Genomic DNA, 18,097 nt, shown 5'->3' with positions numbered 1-18,097 from the left:
GCCTTAATTAAAATCAATAATGACAAGTATAGATCAAAGAAACGAATTAAAAAATAAAATATGGAAGATTGCCAACGAAGTTCGGGGCTCAGTAGATGGATGGGATTTTAAAAATTTCGTTTTAGGTACACTGTTCTACCGATTTATTAGCGAAAATTTTACGGATTATATAGAAGCTGGTGACAACAGCGTAGACTATGCCAAATTTGATGATTCCGATATTCCTGAAAATATAGTAGATGATGCCGTAAAATCTAAAGGCTATTTTATTTATCCCTCGCAACTGTTTATAAATGTACAGACCAAAGCCAGTAAAAACAACAATTTAAACACAGATTTAAAGACTATTTTTAATGCCATCGAAAATTCTGCAAACGGGTATCCTTCCGAATCTGATATCAAAGGGCTGTTTGCAGATTTTGATACCACCAGTTCACGTTTAGGAAATACGGTTGAAGAAAAAAACAGACGTTTAACAGCTGTTTTAAAAGGAATAGCAGAATTGAATTTCGCAAGCTTTAGCGACAGCAAAATCGATTTATTTGGTGACGCTTATGAATTTCTGATTAATAACTACGCAGCGAATGCTGGTAAATCTGGAGGTGAGTTCTTTACGCCTCAAAACGTTTCGCATTTAATTGCACGCCTTGCGATGCATAAACAGGAAAAAGTAAACAAGATATATGATCCGGCAGCGGGCTCTGGCTCTTTGTTGTTGCAGGCCAAAAAACAGTTTGAAAATCATATTATTGAAGAAGGCTTCTTTGGTCAGGAAATTAACCATACCACTTACAACTTAGCACGTATGAATATGTTTTTGCATAACATTAATTACGATAAGTTCGATATTGCGCTGGGTGATACCCTTACAGAGCCTCACTTCGGGGATGATAAACCTTTTGATGCAATTGTGTCTAATCCCCCTTACTCTGTGAACTGGAAAGGTTCGGATGATCCTACTTTGATTAATGATGAGCGTTTCGCTCCTGCTGGTGTGTTGGCTCCAAAATCTAAAGCCGATTTTGCGTTTGTTTTACATGCTTTAAGTTATTTGTCCAGTAGAGGTCGGGCAGCCATTGTATGTTTTCCGGGTATTTTTTACCGCGGCGGTGCCGAACAGAAAATCAGAAAATATTTGGTCGATAACAACTATGTGGAAACGGTAATTTCTCTGCCTCCGAATTTATTCTATGGAACTACGATTGCCGTAAATATTCTGGTGCTTTCCAAGAACAAAAAAGATCCTAAAACCCAGTTTATCGATGCCAGTGGCGAAAGCTTCTATAAGAAAGTAACCAACAACAATATCTTAGAAGATCACCATATAGATACGATTATGGAAATCTTCGATGCCAAAGAAAATGTAGAGTATACGGCCGTTACAGTAGATAATAAACTGATTGCTGGAAATGATTATAATCTTTCTGTAAGTTCGTATGTGGAAGCTAAAGACACCCGTGAAGTCCTCAATATCGATGATCTAAATAGAGAACTTGCCACTACCGTGGAGACTATAACTTCTTTACGGTTTTCTATCGCTAACATTATTAAAGAGATTGAAGCATGAGCGAGTTAATTTTATATACCACAGAAGATGGCATCACGAAAGTGAGTGTCCAACTGGACGATGAGACTGTTTGGCTTACACAAAAGCAAATGGTAGAATTGTATCAGACTGCAAAATCTACCATCAGTGAGCATATTAAAAACATTTATGCAGAAGAAGAATTAATGCCGGAAGCAACTGTTCGGAAAATCCGAACAGTTCAAACAGAAGGCACCAGAGAGGTAACCCGTGAGTTGGATTATTATAATCTGGATATGATTATTGCTTTAGGGTACAGGATAAACTCGAAAATCGCCACACGCTTCCGCCAATGGGCAACATCCCGCTTAAAAGAATACATCGTAAAAGGATTTACTATGGATGACGAGCGTCTGAAAAACCTCGGTGGCGGTAACTATTGGAAAGAACTTTTAGACCGTATTCGCGATATTCGTTCCAGCGAAAAAGTAATGTACCGTCAGATTTTAGATCTCTATGCGACCGCTACGGATTACGATCCGAAAAGTGAAGAAAGTTTAACCTTCTTCAAAATTGTTCAAAACAAACTGCATTATGCAGCGCACGGACATACCGCCAGCGAAGTGGTATACATGCGGGTGGACAGCGATAAACCTTTTGCTGGTTTAACCAATTTTAAAGGGGAGCAACCCACGCAGGCAGAAGCCATGGTCGCTAAAAATTTTTTAGAAGAAAAAGAACTGCGGGTTTTGAATAACCTCGTAGCCGCTTATTTTGATTTAGCGGAATTGAATGCGATTGAAGAACGCGAAATGCGCATGCAGGATTATATTCGCGAGTTGGATAACATATTGAATTCTGCCGGGCGAAAGGTATTGGAAAACGCCGGCGAAATCTCTCATGCAAAAATGAAAGAAAAGGCAACGCTGGAATACAAAAAGTACAAAGCCAAAACCCTGAGCGGCGTAGAAAGCGAATACCTGAAAACCATTTCGATTCTCGAGCAGCAAGCCAAAAAAGGCAGTAAATTAAGCAAAGCAAAAGAAACTAAAAAAGACGGAGAAGCATGAGTGAGTTAACAAAACTATTGGAAGGGGTAAAGGTGGAGTGGATAAGCTTGGATGAAATATCAGAATTGTATGGGGGCCTAAAGGGAAAAAATAAAAATGATTTCACTGATGGTAACGCTAAGTATGTAACTTATAAAAACATATTTAATAATAATGAAGTAAATTTCGATACACTAGAAAATGTGAAAGTTTTACCAAATGAAAATCAATATGTAATAAGATATGGTGATGTCCTATTCACGGGGTCATCAGAAATCGCTAGTGAGGCAGGCATGTCATCCAGTGTTACGAAATCCCCTGATAGTGAAATGTATTTGAACAGTTTTTCATTTGGCTTGCGATTTAATTCGGAAATTAAACTGATCCCAGAGTTTACAAAGTATTTGTTTAGAAGTAAATATATGCGTGATGCCATAGCTAAAACTGCTAGTGGAGTAACTCGCTATAATATTTCTAAGAAGAGATTTATAAAACTTCAAATACCCATCCCTTTTCCCGACAACCCTGAAAAATCCTTAAAAATCCAGCAGGAAATTGTCCGTATTTTAGACAGCCTTTCCGAAGAAACCAACCAACTCACCGCAGCACTGCAAAAAGAACTCGATCTCCACCAAAAACAATATAATTTCTACCGAGAAGAGTTGTTTACGCTTGAAGGTAAAGACGTGGAGTGGAAAAGTTTGGGAGATACTGAATATTTTAAAATTTCTGCAGGAGGTACTCCAAGTAAAACTAAAATCCAATATTGGGAAAATGGAATAATACCTTGGTTAAGATCTGAATCTTGTAATAATACTTCTATCTACAAAGCAAAAGATTTTATTACAGAAGAAGGATTAAATAATTCAAGTGCTAAGTTATTAGAACCTAAAAGCACTTTAATAGCACTAGTTGGAGCTACAATTTTTAAAACTGGATTTTTAGAATTTAATGCGTGTACTAATCAGAATATTGCTAGTATCAAATCATTAAATACACAACTAATTAATGATAAATATTTATTTGTGTACATAACAAGTTTATATAACGAATTAAAGTCCCAGATGAAAGATTATGGTATGCTAAATCTTAGCACTTTACGTCAATTTAAAATCCCAGTGCCTTCTTCACAAGAACAAGAACGAATTGTTAAAATTTTAGATGATATGGATGCCAAGACCCAAGCTATTATATCAGCCATCAAAAAAGAAATAACACTACGAAACAAGCAGTACGAATATTACAGAGAGCAATTGTTAACTTTTTCTTATTAAAATAGAGACTTAATATATGGCACAAACTTTAAGCGACATCACACAAATTTTAAGAAACTCTAAGAATAAAGTACAACTGGTTTACGCATTTAATGGAACGGGAAAAACACGCTTGTCCAGAGCGTTTAAAGAAGAAGTAGCACCTAAGAATAACGAAGATGAACAGAGTAAGATAAAAGTATTATACTACAATGCCTTTACCGAAGATTTATTCTTTTGGGATAATGATTTGGATGGAGATACAGAGAGGAAACTTAAAATTCAACCCAACTCTTTTACAAATTGGGTGCTCGCCGAAGAAGGTCAGGAGTTTAATATTGCTGCCAATTTTCAGCATCATACAAGCAATAAGATAAACCCTGTCTTTAGTGCAGATTATTCCGAAGTTATTTTCTCTATAGATACTGGAGACGACCAAAACTTGGGTAATATTAAAATATCAAAGGGCGAAGAAAGCTGTTTTATTTGGAGTGTTTTTTATTGCTTTTTAAATCAGGTTATCGACGTTCTAAACAAAGCTGAAGATAGAGAAACAGATAATTTTGATGATTTGGAATATGTATTTATTGATGACCCAGTTAGTTCATTGGATGATAATCATTTGATCGAATTGGCAGTTAATTTAGCAGATTTAATAAAGTCCAGCGAATCTGAGGTTAAGTTCATCGTTACGACACACAACCCATTATTTTACAATGTATTGTATAATGAATTTAATAGAGAGAAAAAGATAGTTAAATATCGTTTAGAAAAGCTTGATGATGGTACATACAATATGGAGAATTCAACAGATTCGCCTTTTTCGTATCATCTTTTCCTTATTTCAGAATTAGAAAAAGCGATTGCATCCGGAGAAATTCAAAAGTATCATTTTAATTTTCTTAGAAATATTCTAGAAAAAAGTGCTACATTCTTAGGGTACAGACAGTGGGATGATTTATTATCAAATGATACAGTAGGTGCTCGGGAGGGCTATTATAAACGTGTCATCAACTTTTCAAGTCATAGTAAATTTTCAGGCGAGGAAATACCGGATATCACAGAAAGTGAGAAAGCGATGTTAGCAAAATTGCTACATGATTTCAAGACGAGACATAGTTTTAAATTGACAATTTAATTACCAAAGCACAAAATGCCAGAATATAACACCATAGCAGAATCGAATAACTTTATCGTTTTAGAAAAATACGACAAGTACAGCTCCGTCAATGATTCACAAACTGCCTATCAAACAGAAGCAGCTTTGGAACGGGAGTTCATCCGGGATTTAATCAATCAAGGCTACGAATATGCCTCCGAAATAAAAACCATGGATGCAATGTTGGCGAATGTGAGAAAACAGCTGCAGGCATTAAACAATATGGTGTTCACGGATGGAGAATGGTCCCGTTTTTTGGAAGAATATCTGAATACACCGAGTGACGGAATTATAGCAAAGACCGACAAAATCCAGAAACATCATATCTACGATTTCGTATTTGATGATGGGCATATCCAAAATATTTACCTGGTTGATAAAAAAGATATCGTACGCAATAAAGTACAGGTAATTTCTCAGGTGGAGCAGAAAGGCACCCACGCCAACCGTTACGATGTTACGATATTGGTGAATGGCTTACCTCTGGTACAGGTAGAACTTAAGAAAAGAGGCGTTGCCATTCGCGAAGCTTTTAATCAGGTGCATCGGTATACCAAAGAAAGTTTAAACACCGAATTCTCTCTTTTTAAGTACGTACAGTTATTTGTAATATCAAATGGAACCGATACACGCTACTTTGCCAATACAGTAGAGCGCAATAAAAACAGTTTCGACTTTACCATGAATTGGGCGAAAGCAGATAATTCATTAATTAAAGACCTAAAAGATTTTACAGCTACCTTTTTCGAAAGAAAGACATTACTCAATATTATTCTTACCTATTCGGTTTTAGATATCAGCAATACCTTATTGGTGATGCGGCCGTATCAAATTGCTGCCACGGAAAGAATTCTATGGAAGATAAGAAGTTCCTTTCAAGCTAAAAAATGGGCAACGGTTGAGGGGGGAGGCTTTATATGGCATACCACAGGATCGGGAAAAACACTCACAAGTTTTAAAGCTGCCCGTCTGGCTACAGAACTGGATTTTATCGACAAAGTGTTTTTTGTAGTCGACCGTAAAGATTTGGACTTCCAGACCATGAAAGAGTATCAGCGTTTCTCGCCCGATAGCGTGAACGGCTCAGACAGTACAGCTGGCCTGAAACGCAACATAGCGAAGGACGATAACAAAATTATTGTCACCACCATTCAGAAACTGAATCATCTGATGAAAGGCGATGACAATCTGGATATTTACCAGAAACAGGTGGTATTCATCTTCGATGAGTGTCACCGTTCCCAGTTCGGCGAAGCACAGAAGAACCTAAAGAAGAAATTTAAAAAGTTTTATCAGTTTGGATTTACGGGCACCCCTATCTTTGTCCAAAATGCTCTGGGAGCAGAAACCACCGCAAGCGTTTTTGGGAGAGAATTGCATTCCTATGTGATTACAGATGCCATTCGGGACGAAAAGGTTTTAAAATTTAAAGTAGATTACAATAACGTAAGACCTAAGTTCAAAAGTTTAGAGCAAGAGCAAGACGAAAAAAAACTAAGCGCAGCAGAAAATAAAAAAGCATTCTTACATCCCGGGCGTATTAGAGAAATCTCCCAATATATCCTGAATAATTTCAAATTTAAAACACACAGAAACCAAGCAGGAAATAAAGGATTTAATGCCATGTTTGCCGTAAGCAGTGTAGATGCCGCGAAACTGTATTATGAGGAGTTAAATAAGCTTCAGAAAGACAGTGAGAAACCGCTGAAAATTGCAACAATTTTTTCTTTTGCTGCCAATGAAGAACAGAGTGCCATAGGAGATATTACCGATGAAACCTTTGAGCCTAGTGCATTAGATACCAGTGCAAAAGAATTTTTAACGGCTGCAATAAACGACTACAACGCAATGTTCAATATGAATTTTGGCGTCGACAGTACAGAATTTCAAAACTACTATCGGGATTTGGCAAACCGCGTTAAAAAGAAAGAAATAGATTTGATTATTGTGGTAGGCATGTTCCTAACAGGTTTTGATGCTCCTACCTTGAATACTTTATTTGTTGACAAGAACCTGCGTTACCATGGATTAATGCAAGCCTTTTCGCGGACTAATCGCATCTATGATGCCACAAAGACCTTTGGCAATATAGTCACCTTTAGAAATCTGGAGCAGGCAACGATTGATGCTATTACTTTATTCGGTGATAAGAATACTAAAAATGTAGTTCTTGAAAAAAGTTATAAAGAATACTTAGAAGGCTTTACCGATATTATTACAGGGCAGGCCCGCCGGGGGTATTTAGAAGTAGTAAAAGATTTAAATACTAAATTCCCTGATCCGGATGAGATCATCAAAGAAAAAGATAAAAAGGAATTTGTGAAACTTTTCGGGGAATACTTACGTGTCGAAAATATTTTACAGAATTACGATGAATTCACCAACCTCAAAGAACTTCAGTCTGTAGATTTATCAGATCCCGAAGCAGTGGAAAAGTTTAAGGAGACGCATTATGTAACAGACGAAGATATTGCTGCGATGCAAAATTTTGACGTATTACCAGATCGGGTAGCGCAAAATTACCGTTCAACCTATAACGATATCCGCGATTGGTTACGACAGCAGAAGAGCGGTAAAGAATCTGAAGATTCCACAGTAGACTGGGACGATGTAGTATTTGAAATCGACTTACTAAAATCCCAGGAAATTAACCTGGATTATATTCTGGAATTAATTTTTGAGCATAATAAGAAAACCAAGAATAAATCAGACCTAATTGATGAAGTCAGAAGATTAATTCGTGCAAGTATAGGCAACAGAGCCAAAGAGAGTCTAATTGTTGATTTTATTAATGAAACAGATTTGGACAGTATTGAAGAGAAAGCAAATATTTTAGATGCGTTTTATGCATACGCTAATCAAAAGAAAACTGAGGAAGCGACGGAACTAATTTCCGAAGAAGGATTAAATGAAGAAGCAACGAAACGCTACATTTCCAATTCATTAAAACGTGAATTTGCAAGCGATAATGGCATGGAGTTAAATTCTCTTTTACCAAAAATGAGTCCTTTGAATCCTCAGTATTTAACTAAGAAGCAAAGTGTTTTTCAAAAGCTGGTTTCTTTTGTGGAGAAGTTTAAAGGCGTGGGTGGGCAGTTTTAACTGACAAATTCTGGCACTAAAAAAAGTGAATGGAGATTAATAAAGAAAAAATCGAATAAGTCGATAATCGATGACGTGATTGCTGATCAAATCCTAACAATATTTTTTTAAAAAAATCCGTAGTTGTATAATTATAAACTTATAGATAATTGTTGATGAATTCAGAAATTCAATACATATATTCCCATCGTGCAGTAGCATTTTTAGATGTGTTAGGTTTTCAAAACAAACTACAAAGTTTTGAAGATGAAGCTATTAAGTTTCATAGGGTCATGAAAGAGGAGGTGGCATTGTCAGAAACTGAAGAGGATGATGAACAATTAGGACCATACTATTACTCAAAATCTGCAAGTGAATTTATTGAGACCTTTGATTATGCGATTTCAAAATTAGATAAAGAAAAATTCAGTTATTATTTATTTAGTGACAACATATGCATAACAGTTAAAAATATTAACAGTAGGGGAGAGAAATCTCTAATTGAATTACTTCTAGTTATTTCGGAATTATATTTCGAGTTTGTTCAAAAAGGGTATTTTTTAAGAGGCGGCATTGATTACGGTTTGTTTATAGATCAGTCATCAATCGCTCTAGGAGTTCCCTTAGCGACGGCCTACAAAATGGAAAGTAATTTAGCGGTTTTCCCACGAATTATCCTTTCAACAGATTTTGTGAAGCAACTGGAAATATATCCATCTGAAGATGAAAAGGAATTTGCATCAGTTTTGGAAAGTAGCTTAATTAAGAATAGTTGTGAATTTCAGTATTTAAACATTTTTAATCATATCTTTAAAATTGAGGAAAAGGAACTGTTTTTTAAAATTTTTAACCAAAACATTTCTGAAAATCTTAGTCTTTCGGTCAATAAGGAGAATATATACCTAAAGTATAAATGGCTAGCAGATGAATTCAATGATTTCATTGAAAAATACACTGGCGAATTGGCTTTTTTGGATGAGAACTACGAAGCCACAGAAGAACACATTATTAACGTAAAAAATATGAAAATCTCTTATGGACACTAACTTGATTTATATGCCTGTCTTCCGTGTAAGACAGCAGGAAGTTCTAGCTATGAAAAATTTTGATTTTGGAGATTCGATGTATCCTTTATTGGAAATTGTTAAAGAAAAGACAAGGAAAAATGATCAGAATTCCTTTTTTGAAATATATTCTGGACTAATAAAAGAGATTTCTGCTGAAAAAGTTTTTGTTGATTTGCCGATATATATTAATCAGTCAGGATCTGTTCAGGACGAAGTGGTTAGATTTTCATTTTCGGTGGTAAATAATCTTGAGAAGCGGGTTGATCATTTAAACTTATTCTCAGAGGTTGATAAAGTTATTCCGGTAATATCGTCATATCTGTTAAAGACAGGGGAAGAAAATACGATAGTTAAACAGGAAAAACTTTTGCGACCAAATTTTAGTAGTATTGCTTTTAGGATATATATAAATTCATTTAAAGAAGATTTTGAAGAAGTTAAACAGCTCGCTAGGGAAAACGATTTTTTAATAATTGATCTAGATAAGTTAGGACCTTTTAAGACCCCGCCTTTAAAACCCGTTGTGAATGCTCTACGAGACTTTACAGCTTGTAAGAAAGTTTTATTGAGAAGTGCTATTAACCCGGAGATTGAAAATGTGAAATTAGATCATGGTCAAGTTGTTATGGACGCAGATAACAGTCAAATTGATACAGATATAATGTCGACATTTCAGGTTAATGCAACTGGTGATTATGCAGGCATTAAAAAAGATAATCTGACCGCAGGAGGCACAATCAGTCCAGGCTTTTTATATTATGATGCTTCAGATAATCAATATTATGGTTATAAGGCTGAAATAAAATCTTTAGATGAGTTTGATAACACTATAGTTCCAGCAATTTTAGCGTCTTCGGCAACGACCAGAATGCTAGAGGCTATCCCTCCATTTTTATCTGAAGCTAATTGGGGGTATAACACATTACTGCGAATTTCACGGAAAGAAGAAAGTGGAAAAAGTCAGGCGAAGTTTAAGCGTATTGCTATAGAGCATTACTTATATTGTATGAAAATTCTCATTCAGAAAGGTGAACTGACACAAACGAATATGCCTAATTAATATTGTAAATTAGAAATGGATCAACATTGGTGTTGAAAAAGAATTGTAAGTCAATAGGAACAATCTTTTTAAAGTTATTCTGAAGAAAATTCCACCGATCATTGTATCGCTTCTTTAGCATGATCTTTAAGGCGCAGTTGATTGATTCTCCGGTATTCGTACTTAAAATCGTCTCAATGCAAGATGTGGAAAATGCGGTTTTAAGTTCTTTTTTATTAAACAAAGTTAGTTGTTCACCAGAATTTATGTTGGGACTGTAAGAAGCTTCTCTAAAAATTATTTTCTCATCACCCTCATAATACCAAATGCCGTAAAAATCAGGAAGTGACTTTATTACTTTGGATAAATGACACTTGTCGATCAACACAGTATTATATTCAAATACAGTTCCATAGTCGGCTGTCTGTTTAGCTAATCTCTGAAGAGTATCTATTTTGGACTTAATTTCAAAAGATTTTGTATCACCATTTATAACTAGAAAATCAGTTCTGCTGCTTTTAACTTTTACTTCAAATGCGGCCACATATTGTTTATTAATAAACTCCTTTGCAATTTTATATTTAAGAACTTGTTCACCGTTATAATTTTTAAATATGTCCTCATTTATAAGCAAAGTCAGTTCATGTTTTGATAGTGCATTATAATCTGGATTGTTATGAAAAGTGCAGTACATTTCCCTGAGTTCCTTTTCGTAACTTAAGGTTTTGTATGAACGAGCAAGTACTGAGTAATCCATAAAATCTATGCCTTTTTTACTCTATAAATATACAAAATATATTTTAAATAACAATCTATAATATTGATAAATAGATGGTTACGCTGATTTTGATTATGTATTTTAGAGTTTTCAAAGATATGCTAATATATTAATTTTCTGAAATTTGAATTTTTTTTTATAGTATTAAGATGTGATATCCCCGCCCGGCCACAGCAAATAACATAATTGCAATTATACGCACTTTCCAACGCTACGGAGAGTTCGTCCATTCCGCTGCGCTACATTCCCTCACGAGCCACCAACCAAGTGCCTATAATTGAAAATTATGCTAAATGCTTTCCTTGCAACGGGCAAAGCCCTTTTGCGCCACCCCCTTCCAGCCGCCAGTGCAGTTATAATTTAAAAAAACTCGACCACAAATCCAAGGTGCTAGTTTAAAAGTACGGTTGCATAATTCCATGTGCCTGCAGTCCATATCCTGCAAGAAAAGCAGTTCCTTGATTGAAGTAGAAAGGGAGCAGTATATGCACTTCGGCACCGCGCACAGCAGTATTCCGGTCAGAAAAAAAATAGCTTTGTCCATCGCTTTCCCTTTGCCCGCTTTCCCGCACCATCAAGCATTTTTTTTCCTCCCTCCATACCGCTGTCTTTCCCTCCGCTTTAGTTTCAGTCACAATAGAAAAAGCAACCCCTTTCCCATGTTCCTCCAGCCCATAGCCGGCATTCACAGCAAGGTCCCTGAACTTGCAACTTTCGAAGGTTCCAGAGCCTGTCGATCGTCCCCAGAGCCTGTCGAAGAGCCGTCTATGCGCTTCCGTCACCGCGCACAGCAGTATGCCGGCATACCAGGAATATTTATTTTAGGGGGTTCTGGCACGCCGTCATACCGCTGTCTTTCCCGACCCTTTCCACACTCGCATCCCGCAACCCAATCCACATAATAAGAATCTCATCCCTCATTTTTACTTCCGCTTGGATTGCACCATTTGAAAACTTTGCAACCTCTGCAATTTCACAAGACGACTTTCGCGGAAATATCTAATTACATATTTCCCAACACCTCCGCATCCAACCCACCGTAAAGAAAGTAGGATACCTAACCCAGAAAAATCAAAAAGTGCAGCGAAGATAGGGGGCTTCCATCACCAGCCGCCATCAGCTGTAAAGGTCAAGCCCTACGGGTTTTGTTGAAAAAATCTCCACCCTTGCGGGTTGTATTTTTTCTCCAAAAACCTTGACAGCTTTTCCCGCGCCCCCTTTCAATTGGGCTTTCTTTTTTTTTTTTTTTTCTTTTGAAAAATTTTTCCGTCTTATTTATTTCATAAAAGACTGATATTTAACCCATAGGTAAAGGATACATATTTAACTATTATAGTCAAATTCGAGCATCCAAAAGCAAAGCCCACTCGTAAGAATGGGCTGCTCTGATTTTCCGAATAAAAATCTACTGATGGTCCTTAGAATATTTTTGCCACTTTCATCGTGTTGCCTTGAGCAAAAATGTAGTAGGTACCGTTCACCTCCTGATAAAACTCCACTGAGATAAGATTAATCACTGAAGAATCTGCTGTAATTACGGGTGAGTCCGGAATAGTGGCTACAATGTTTATTGCCGCGGTGGGTACATTCACAGGTTGATAACCGGAATCTGCCACAGCAGTCAGTCCGTTAACGTCAGGATCCTTCGGCTCATAAGCTTTAGTGACAGGATTGTAAACAAAATCAGACATAACAGTAATTGCATTGATGATTTTAAAATGCGTTGCTCCTGCTGGTATAAACATATTGTCTAGCGGATTGAACACCGGAATAGATAAATCCGATTCATCCCGTTCAACCGAGGGCGTAATGCTGTATGGTGCATTAAAAACCCCGCTGAAGGAATTAAACTTATTGAATTCAAAACCGTCCAGATATTGCGGGGCAGCAGTCACTAGAATCGCCCGTTGGCCTCTTGCCTCAGATCCGTCTTCCAGATTAATTTTTTTCATTACAGCAGTAATTCTGCCAGTAACTCTGCTGTCTGCACTGTTCCGGATTAAATTTGCAATACTGGTACGGAAGGAGCGACCTGCAGTTGCAGAGCCTCCAAATTCATTCATGTTTTCCCGCGTACGGACGAAAGCAGGATCAGTAGCAATTTGTTCTCCTGTTGGGCCTCCTTTTAATCCGGCATAATATCCTGGATTATTCTTGATTTTGAAGTGTCGAACTTCGCCCAAAGTTCCGACATACTTAATGTGACCTTTTTGACGTGCCATTGTATTAATTTTTAAAATTATTTAGCTTAAATTTACATATAGAAGACTGAAAAACAAATAGTTAAATAATTGACAATAAGTGTAAATGGAAGCAAAGAATCAGATATTTAGAAAAACACACTACGAAGTCGTAAAAGTTGTGGATGGTGACGGTATAATTGTGAGGAATATTTTGACTAAAGTAGAGGAGGACATAAGACTTTACGGAATCGATGCTCCAGAATTAACGCCCTGCAGAAAATTAAAGCAAGACGAATCAGAAACCAAAATTGCGGGACAATTGCTGATGAAAATGGCGTACGAATCATACGATTTTATGAGGTCGATAGTAAAGCCAGGAGATCCTGTCAATATCATCCAAGAACGGAATAATTTAGCAGACAAATACGGAAGAACATTAGCGTATGTTGAATTACAAGATGGAAGTATTTTAAATGAAATGATGGTTATTGCTGGTTACGCAAAAGCTTACAATAAGATTTTTTGTTCTGACTTACCGAGATATCAGCAGCTTTCCCTGGATGCAAAAACCCAAAAAAAAGGATTATATTTGTATGTTGATCAGTTCTGATTAACCGCGCGATCTTCTCTTATTTACCACCTGATTCTCCAAGTTCTGTTGCTCATTTGTTGCCCAACTTTTCTAAGCTCCTATTAATAAACAAAAGTTAGATTCTGTATCGGAAAGTAAAAGGCTGCATCACAAACTCATCTGCAATTATTTCAAAAGTAGAGTTTGATCAATATCGCCGGTCATTCTGTACGACTTTACTCAGAAATTTTAAAGTGCGCCAAAGCCTATCACTGCGAAGGAAGACGCACAGAATTAAATTAGTGGCTGAAAAATATTATTTTTTTTGTATCTTTTTTAAAGTATTTCAGTCTACCTGACAGATATAAAATATTTAAACATGGAAAATCAAAACTGCCAGTGTACAAGCTGCGAATGCAAAGTGTGTAATTGTGGAAACTGCAAAGAAAACAGTTGTTCCTGTGAAAAATGTAATTGCGATAAATGCAGTTGCTGTAAATAAGTTAAAAGGTTGGTGCGAGCCGACCTTTATTTTTTAATATGGATACGCAGACCGTCTGGAATAATTTCAACAGTGAGCTTTATTTTTTTATTCTTAAAAAAGTAAAGGACAAAAATGCCGCCAACGATATCCTGCAAAACAGTTTCCTGAAAATACACCACCACATTTCCACCCTCAGAAATCCTGAAAAAATCCGCGCGTGGGTCTATCAAATCGTGCGAAATGAAATTATAGATTATCTGCGTCGGGAATCGGCCTACAGCGGTGAATTTAATGAAAATAAGGAAGCACTTGTGGAGAACTATGACCATGCCTGCTGTTTCGACCAGTTCCTGAAGGATTTGCCCGAAAAATACAGGACAGTCATCGATTTGCTTTACGTTGAAGGAAAAAAGCAGCAGGAAGTAGCCAACCTCACGGGCCTCAGTCTGGAAAATGTGAAAATCCGCGTTAAAAGAGCCAAAAACATGCTGAAAAAAAACTTCACCGAATGCTGCAAATATCAGCTGGACGAAAAGGGGAACCTGACCGGTGAACCGAACTGTGCGGTATGCACAGGGCTTTAGGAATTCGCAGCGTCCAATTCATTCTTCATTAATATTTGGTGGCTGAGCCTGTCGAAGTCACAGGATGATAAATGCCCTCGGAGGCTGAGCCTGTCGAAGCCGCAGAAATTGTCTTCGACTTCGCTCAGTCACCCGGAAAATGAAAATGTGCCTTCGACTCCGCTCAGTCACCGGTTGGTTATAAAATCTTGAACGGAGGCTGAGCGGAGCCGAAGCCGGAGATTGTGACTTCGACAGCTCAGGCACCGCTTCAGCAGACGCAATGGCAGATATAAAAATTAAGAATTCTTCTACCGGTGGCTGAGTCTGTCGAAGCCATAGGATAGTACCCCGGAGCGGAGCCGAAGCCGGAGATTGTGACTTCGGCTTCGCTCAGTCACCCGGAAAATGAAAATGTGCCTTCGACTCCGCTCAGTCACCGGTGGTTACAAAGAAAGTGACTTCGACTCCGCTCAGTCACCGGTTGGTTATAAAATCTTGAACGGAGGCTGAGCGGAGCCGAAGCCGGAGAAAGTGACTTCGCACAGTCACCGGTGGTTACAAAGAAAGTGCCTTCGGCTCCGCTCAGTCTCTGGTTGGTTATAAAATCTTGAACCGAGGCTGAGCGGAGCCGAAGCCGGAGATTGTGACTTCGGCTTCGCTCAGTCACCGGGAGATTACGAAATATTGAATGGAGGCTGAGCGGAGCCGAAGCCGGAGAAAGTGACTTCGGCTCCGCTCAGTCACCGGTGGTTACAAAGAAAGTGCCTTCGACTCCGCTCAGTCACCGCGAGATTACGAAATATTGAATGGAGGCTGAGCGGAGTCGAAGCCGGATAAAGTGCCTTCGACAGGCTCAGTCACCGCTTCGGCAGCCGCAATGGCAGTTATAAAAATTAAGCAATCTTCTACCGGTGGCTGAGCCTGCCGAAGCCGCAGAAAGTGACTTCGGCGCCGCTCAGTCGCCGCTGCAATCTCGGGAGGCCGCGTTCTTACATACTGGCACGAAGTTTTCATCCGAGCTTTGGCAATCAATGCAGTTTTGAAGCACATAAAAAGACTCATTCTTTACCTACAGGCACCATGAGTTTCGGTGCTTTTTATTAATCCAATAAAATCAGCAGTATGAAGAAATTAGTAAGCCCTTTAATCGTTATTCTTTCGTTAACCATGTTTTCCTGTGAAAAAGCAGCCACAAAATCTACCGTAGAACAGTCGGATCAAAACAAGGTGGTTGAAAATACCGACCGCGATACTGAAGATCAAGGACTGGAAACTGAAAAAATTACGCTTGCGAAATCACTGCAGGGAAAGTGGAAAGAGGTTGAATATCCGTTTCGTACGGTGGAATTCCAGAATTCTACCGTCAAATTTGTAGAGGAAGGTACAGCAAATGATCCTAAATTCGAAAAATATGAATTAGGAACGCAATGTCCTTATGAAAATACCAATATAAAAGCCGGTAATGAAAAAATGCTGCTGATATTACCGGAGAAAAGGGTGTGCGAGCAAATTGATTTATCGAATGACACCCTTACCCTAAGTGGCTATTCAACCAATACCAACAGCGATTATAAAATTCTGTATGTAAGAGCTAAATAATAAGAAGCTGCAAAAAGCAGGTTTGTGACTAAAGCATTTAAACGGTAATTGAACTTTACCAATGATTTTCACATTTTGGTTCAATATTTTTTTCGGCGGGGCTGTAAGATATCAGCCCGCGCCAAATCAGTCATCATTTTTCTGATTTTTAAATTAAAAAGCTCTGATCTTATCCATCTTTAGAAACCGCGGATCACTAATCTGCGGTTTTTTTTTGTGGGTTTTGCAATACGGATGAAAACGCCATGTTGAAAGGTAGCGAAAATATAGTGGTTTGGCTGACATTCACTTCGTACAGTCATCGGGAGGCGCATATTTTTTATATTTTAAGGCACGTGAAGGACATTATGGCTGACCTTTAAAAACCTGGCTCAACGTCACGCACTACGCGGAACAGCTTTTTTACCGCCAGGCTGAAGACTATTGGTGTGCTGGTATTTATGCATGCAGCTGAATTTTAAAAGCTTTCAGAAGAGAACACCGGATAAGTAGATGCCGGGATTTATAAAATGGTCAGAAATTAAAGGATACGGTTGATATTTTCATCTGCTTCTAGAACCTTTATCAGATCAAATATGAATTTTATTGCGTGTAGCGCGGGCACAATCCTGCTAACGTGAGTTCATACACTCCGTATTTGAAGTAGATTACTTTTAACTGTTGCCGTTTAGTTGCTTTCAATCCCAAATCTTCAATCCCACACAAAATTGATGTTGGCAGTGACTTTAGCGACCATTAAAAAAAAATTCTTTCGTATTTTTAAACGCCATTTAAAACTCACATATGTCACACCAAAATCCCCTCTTCGAATTCACCCGCTTTTATAAGGGTCCCGGCACCGAACCGCAGACAAATGAAAACAATCAGAAACTCTTATGGGACTATGAACGGTTCTGGGTAGAACGTGAAGATGAAAGAGCGATGGATCATCCGCGCGTAGTGGAGTACTTGCAGGATGGGCTCCCGCTGTGTAATGAGGACGATGGTATTCCCATCAGCCTCAAGGCTTTACTGTTTAACAGATACTGCCACTGGATGGGCGGTTACGGCCTGGAAAGCGACGTAGAAGGTTTTAAGAAATTTTTGCACCGGGACTATCTGCGGCCTTTGTAGTGACTTCGGCTCCGCTCAGTCACCGGTTGGTTATAAAATCTTGAACGGAGGCTGAGCGGAGCCGAAGCCGGAGCTTGTGACTTCGACAGGCTCAGGCACAGCTTGGACAGGCACGGCCGCCCATTGATCAGCCGCAATGGCAGTTAAAAAAAATGAGAAATCTCCTGCCGGTGGCTGAGCCTGTCGAAGCCGGAGGATAATACCCCTAAGCGAAGCCGAAGCCGCAAAAGACAATTACCATATGAAAGGCTATACGTACATACTTGAATGCGCTGACGGTTCTTACTACACAGGAAGCACAACCGATCTGGAACGGCGCGTTCAACAGCATCAACAGGGTGAAGGCGCTAATCATACCAGCAAAAATTTGCCTGTAAAACTGGTGTATTACGAGGAGTACCAAAGAATCGATGAAGCTTTTTTCCGGGAAAAACAAATTCAGGGTTGGAGCAGAAGGAAGAAAGAGGCATTAATTAATGGCTGGGATGAAGAACTAAAGAAAGCAGCCGAATGCATGAATGAATCTCATTATAAGAATAAGTAGTGAATTCGACTGCGCAAATAAAGGTGTGACTTCGGCTCCGCTCAGTCACCGGATGGTTACAAAATCTTGAACGGAGGCTGAGCGGA

14 protein-coding genes are annotated in these 18,097 nt (G+C 38.3%); 12 read left to right on the top strand and 2 right to left on the bottom strand.

What is annotated here, in order from left to right; all coding sequences use genetic code 11:
- Positions 1–19 precede the first annotated feature (19 nt).
- From H562_RS0113180 to H562_RS0113150, 7 genes are all read left to right on the top strand, one after another.
- Positions 20–1,567, top strand: coding sequence for a type I restriction-modification system subunit M (locus tag H562_RS0113180; protein WP_027377934.1), 1,548 nt, complete (start codon positions 20–22; stop codon positions 1,565–1,567).
- Entirely contained in the window at positions 1,564–2,595 is a 1,032-nt protein-coding gene (locus tag H562_RS0113175) for a virulence RhuM family protein (protein WP_027377933.1), read from the top strand. Before H562_RS0113180 ends, H562_RS0113175 begins: the two co-directional genes overlap by 4 nt.
- Complete coding sequence (locus H562_RS0113170; RefSeq protein ID WP_027377932.1) at positions 2,592–3,848, top strand: restriction endonuclease subunit S; 1,257 nt, start codon at positions 2,592–2,594, stop codon at positions 3,846–3,848. The genes H562_RS0113175 and H562_RS0113170 overlap by 4 nt, the downstream gene beginning before the upstream one ends.
- A 16-nt stretch (positions 3,849–3,864) precedes the next feature.
- Positions 3,865–4,965, top strand: a complete 1,101-nt coding sequence (locus H562_RS0113165; RefSeq protein WP_027377931.1) for an AAA family ATPase — start codon at positions 3,865–3,867, stop codon at positions 4,963–4,965.
- 15 nt (positions 4,966–4,980) lie between these two features.
- A complete protein-coding gene (locus H562_RS0113160) occupies positions 4,981–8,088 on the top strand; it encodes a type I restriction endonuclease subunit R (RefSeq protein ID WP_027377930.1) in 3,108 nt (1,035 codons plus the stop codon).
- Between the two features lie 155 nt (positions 8,089–8,243).
- On the top strand, positions 8,244–9,113 hold the full coding sequence (locus tag H562_RS0113155; RefSeq protein ID WP_027377929.1) for a hypothetical protein: 870 nt from the start codon (positions 8,244–8,246) through the stop codon (positions 9,111–9,113).
- Positions 9,103–10,194 carry a beta family protein gene (locus tag H562_RS0113150; protein WP_027377928.1) on the top strand — a complete coding sequence of 364 codons (1,092 nt, stop codon included), beginning with the start codon at positions 9,103–9,105 and terminating at the stop codon, positions 10,192–10,194. Before H562_RS0113155 ends, H562_RS0113150 begins: the two co-directional genes overlap by 11 nt.
- Here H562_RS0113150 and H562_RS15440 read toward each other — a convergent pair.
- Together H562_RS15440 and H562_RS15155 are read right to left on the bottom strand one after the other, a co-directional pair.
- Positions 10,187–10,930, bottom strand: coding sequence for a sce7726 family protein (locus H562_RS15440; RefSeq protein WP_051190515.1), 744 nt, complete (start codon positions 10,928–10,930; stop codon positions 10,187–10,189). The two genes, H562_RS0113150 and H562_RS15440, sit on opposite strands and share 8 nt — an antisense overlap.
- A gap of 1,439 nt (positions 10,931–12,369) precedes the next feature.
- Complete coding sequence (locus tag H562_RS15155) at positions 12,370–13,173, bottom strand: hypothetical protein (RefSeq protein ID WP_051190514.1); 804 nt, start codon at positions 13,171–13,173, stop codon at positions 12,370–12,372.
- An 85-nt stretch (positions 13,174–13,258) separates the two neighbouring features.
- On the opposite strand from H562_RS15155, the gene H562_RS0113120 reads away from it, so the two are divergent.
- The 5 genes from H562_RS0113120 (at position 13,259) to H562_RS0113095 (ending at position 18,011) form a co-directional block, all read left to right on the top strand.
- Positions 13,259–13,744, top strand: a complete 486-nt coding sequence (locus H562_RS0113120) for a thermonuclease family protein (protein ID WP_027377926.1) — start codon at positions 13,259–13,261, stop codon at positions 13,742–13,744.
- 501 nt (positions 13,745–14,245) lie between these two features.
- Positions 14,246–14,773, top strand: a complete 528-nt coding sequence (locus H562_RS0113115; RefSeq protein ID WP_027377925.1) for a sigma-70 family RNA polymerase sigma factor — start codon at positions 14,246–14,248, stop codon at positions 14,771–14,773.
- 1,104 nt (positions 14,774–15,877) lie between these two features.
- Entirely contained in the window at positions 15,878–16,354 is a 477-nt protein-coding gene (locus H562_RS0113105; RefSeq protein WP_027377923.1) for a hypothetical protein, read from the top strand.
- Between the two features lie 783 nt (positions 16,355–17,137).
- On the top strand, positions 17,138–17,467 hold the full coding sequence (locus H562_RS0113100; protein ID WP_027377922.1) for a hypothetical protein: 330 nt from the start codon (positions 17,138–17,140) through the stop codon (positions 17,465–17,467).
- Between the two features lie 241 nt (positions 17,468–17,708).
- Positions 17,709–18,011 (top strand): GIY-YIG nuclease family protein, encoded by a 303-nt coding sequence (locus tag H562_RS0113095; RefSeq protein WP_027377921.1) that lies wholly within the window; start codon positions 17,709–17,711, stop codon positions 18,009–18,011.
- Positions 18,012–18,097: the final 86 nt, after the last annotated feature.

Origin of the sequence: Kaistella palustris DSM 21579 (assembly GCF_000422265.1) — a bacterium.
In the GTDB taxonomy this organism is placed as follows: Bacteria; Bacteroidota; Bacteroidia; order Flavobacteriales; family Weeksellaceae; genus Kaistella; species Kaistella palustris.
Note: the sequence above shows the minus strand (reverse complement) of the source record. Positions and strands in the feature narration are given on the sequence as shown.